Genomic DNA, 3,727 nt, shown 5'->3' with positions numbered 1-3,727 from the left:
TTAATTTGAGAGTGGTTGTTTCTCTAAAACTGTCTACTATATAGGTACAATAGCATTTTAATGACCGTATTTTCAAAATAACGCCCGTATTTTTTTGAAAACCCTTAATTGACGTGAAATAGTTATTTAAATACTCTTTACAAATTGCAAATCCATCCAATATAATGTAACAAATACTTATTTTAGTAAATCAAGGAGGAAAAGGCCCAATGAATACACCTGTTGTTTTAATTTGACTTTAGCTGATAACCGGACACGTATGTCCATTTATAGCAAAGCCAATCGTAAAACAACAGACAATTCAAACCCTTTTCCTATTTATAATTCGTTTATGTAGTTTTTGATGACGAATAATATCAGGTTAAAAAGAACTTTTTAACTAAGCGAAAAGGGCAGAGTGTATTCACTCGCCCTTTTTATTTTTGAAAATAGGATTCTCCCGTTTTACGATTGGTCATTTTACCAATTAAGGAGAGACGACAATGAGCATCTTAACAGTTCAAAATATAACTCATTATTATGGAGATAAATTAGTTTTAAATGACATCACTTTTAGCCTATTAAAAAATGAAAAAGTTGGGCTAGTCGGGATTAATGGGTCAGGTAAATCGACCCTATTGAAAATTGTAGATGGATCCATTTTGCCAGACCAAGGTTCTATTGAATGGCTACCCAATATCAATGCAGGTTATCTTGAACAGCAAATTGACCTGCCTAACGGAAAAAGTATTCGAGAGTACTTAAGAAGCGCATTCCAACACCTATACGATGCCGAAGTAAGAATGCTCGAAATTACCAATCAAATGGGAGAAAGCACAGAGAATAAACTTGAAACACTCTTCAAACAGTACTCAAATCTTCAAGAAATGTTGGATCATGAGGATTTTTATCAAATCGATCCAAGGATTGACGAGATTGCTGATGGCTTAGGAATTAAAGCACTTGGAATGGATTCAGATGTTGGTCAATTAAGTGGTGGTCAACGAACAAAATTATTATTAGCTAAGCTATTATTAGAAAAACCAGATGTCCTATTACTTGATGAACCGACAAACTATCTTGATTTCGAGCATATTGAGTGGCTAAAGGGATATTTAAGATCTTATCCACATTCATTTATTCTCATTTCACATGATACTGCCTTTATGAATGAAGTTGTTAATGTGATTTATCACTTGGAGCATAAGCATTTAACCCGCTATATCGGAAATTATCAAAAGTTTGTCGAGGTGTATGAGTTTAGAAAGCAGCAGATGTATGTTGCCTATGATCGGCAACAAGCTGAAATTAAAAAACTTGAAACCTATATCAATAAAAATAAAGTAAGAGCTTCGACTTCAAAACAAGCAAAAGCACGTGAGAAGAAATTAATGAAAATCGAAAAAATTGAAAAACCGATTCCACCAACTAAGCCAAGATTTTCATTTAAGGTCTCTGAACGACCCGCAAGCTTAATTGTGGAGGTTGATCAGCTAGAGATTGGATACGATTATTCCCTACTACCACCAATGTCTTTTACATTAAAAAGAGGGGAAAAGGTGGCGATCATTGGTTACAATGGGATTGGGAAATCGACTACATTAAAAACAATTTTAGGAGAATTACCTCCATTATTAGGATCCATTTCATTTGGGCAAAATGTTCAGCCCGCATATTTTGCCCAAGAATGGCTGACAACATCAGAAGAGACACCACTTGAATATATTTGGTCGTTACACGAAAAGATGACTCAAAAAGATGTTCGTCAGGCACTTGCCCGGGCTGGCCTAAGATCCGAACATATTTTTCAACCATTGAAGTCATTAAGCGGTGGAGAACAAACAAAGGTTAGACTATGTGAATTAATGCTAGAAGAGAGTAATTGGTTAATTCTCGACGAACCAACAAACCATTTGGATATTCAATCAAAGGAAATTCTCTCAAAAGCACTAATGGAGTACGAAGGAACAATTGTTGTCGTATCCCACGAACCAGACTTCTATGAGCGATGGGTGACGAAGGTGTGGGATTTAGAAAAATGGCGGGTTGAATAATCTTGTTACAAAAAGGCAGGGAAAGCTCCCTGCCTTTTCCTTTAATACATTGAAAAACCATTTTTTCCTGAGATAAGAAATTACGGACATTAATCGTAGTTATGACACGTATAAAATATCATTAAAAGTTGAACAACGAATTGATTCAAATGTTGAAACATAGTATCTATGTTTTTCAATTAACACAAGAGGACTGAACCATTTATATAAATAAAATCTAGTATCTCTGAATTTGTTAAATAAAAGAAAAGAAGATTCATATATCCCGCAAATACTGACAGCAATACCCCTTACTCCGAAGTCAAACTTCCTGTATCTAGGACCAAGAAGATCTGCACTCATCTGGTTCGAGGACTAGGTTGAACACCCAAGCTGATAAATAGACGGAAAAATTCCTCTTAATTCATAATTATTATTAAAAAAGGCTAATATAACAGGAGAAACTCCGCCTATCGTCTTTAAAAATTCAAAAATGGGAGATTTTGCCTCCCATAACAGGAAAAACTCCCCTTATGTCCCCAAAAATGAGCACCATTTAGCATTTAACAGGAAAAGCTCCCCTTATTTTACTTTAAATAGTTACTCGACTTAGGACGAGACAGTTGATTTAAAAGTAAACAATTCCCCTTTTCGCAAATATTTGTGAAAAGAAAAGTAGATTCATATATGTCGAAACTAAGTAGGGAAAATTGATGTGCCAACCGCCCTCGAACGCACTATTCCATTACTCTTATATTATACCATACATACGTTCCTATGATTTCCAATATAATCTAAAAAAGGGAGACAAAGTATTCATCTGATCCCTTGCCCCATCTATCTTTATAACAGTATTAATTATTTTTCAAACTAATAAGCACTTCCTTCGTGCTTCGCTCTCCTTCACTCCATTTTAAAAGAGTTTCATAGTCAGAATTCTCGATATCGGCAATTTGAATCATGAATTCCTCATCGTTAATCCATCCGTATTCTGTAATCGGCCATTGCGGATCATTGAAATATTGCTCGGTGTCAACACTCGGTGAGGATAAAGGCTTCAACATCTTTAAATCAATAACTACTAAATTATTTCTTAAAACGCCACCCCCCTCATTGACTCCAAAACGGAATATAACATTTTTATTGCTTGGCGATTGTTTATAATCCATTAATATTCCATAACCAATTGGAAAGCTTGTTATATCTGATTCCACAATTTTTATTAAAATAGTTGAACACAATTTATTACCACAACTATATTGAAAGGCTACATACTTTTCACTTTCACTTTCGATATTTAAGAAATTATATGAAGTTCTTTCAAGCTCTAGTAAGGGATCCTCTATTTCGCTAAGGTATTGCTCAAACTCTGGGATGGAATGAATAGGAACGATATATTTTTGCCCATTCGAATCTATTAGATGAAGTGAAACTATTTTATTAGTAGTTTCGGTTGGATGTTCTATAGTTGAAGAATCTATTTGACTTGTGAGGAGATTCGTTTTTTGTTGCTGGCAAGCCGTTAAAAATAAAGAGAGCAAGATCACAATTAATTTCTTCACCTTAACACTCCTTTTAAATAAATGTATAACGAAGTTGCTAACAGCCGTATTTTTAAATTAATGACCGTATTTTGAGAATAACAGCCGTATTTTGAGAATGATCATGCACCTGTCAAGTAGACACTCTTAAAAACAGCCATTATGCCGATTTTA

2 protein-coding genes are annotated in these 3,727 nt (G+C 34.5%); one reads left to right on the top strand and one right to left on the bottom strand.

All coding sequences use genetic code 11. The annotated features are described in order from the left end of the window. The first annotated feature begins 482 nt into the window (after positions 1-482). Positions 483-2,033 (top strand): ABC-F family ATP-binding cassette domain-containing protein, encoded by a 1,551-nt coding sequence (locus MJG50_RS21905; RefSeq protein ID WP_240257902.1) that lies wholly within the window; start codon positions 483-485, stop codon positions 2,031-2,033. 833 nt (positions 2,034-2,866) lie between these two features. Here MJG50_RS21905 and MJG50_RS21900 read toward each other — a convergent pair. Next, the gene (locus MJG50_RS21900; RefSeq protein WP_240257901.1) at positions 2,867-3,574 is read right to left on the bottom strand and encodes a hypothetical protein; all 708 of its coding nucleotides are present in this window, start codon (positions 3,572-3,574) and stop codon (positions 2,867-2,869) included. Positions 3,575-3,727: the final 153 nt, after the last annotated feature.

The sequence above is a fragment of the Fredinandcohnia quinoae genome, assembly GCF_022427965.1.
Classification (GTDB): Bacteria; Bacillota; Bacilli; order Bacillales; family Bacillaceae_L; genus Ferdinandcohnia; species Ferdinandcohnia quinoae.
This window is presented reverse-complemented; position numbering and strand designations above follow the sequence as displayed.

Bases quoted from the DNA above. Each gene is read 5' to 3' on its own strand.
- MJG50_RS21905 (WP_240257902.1), top strand. From the start codon at position 483: ATGAGCATCTTAACAGTTCAAAATATAACTCATTATTATGGAGATAAA.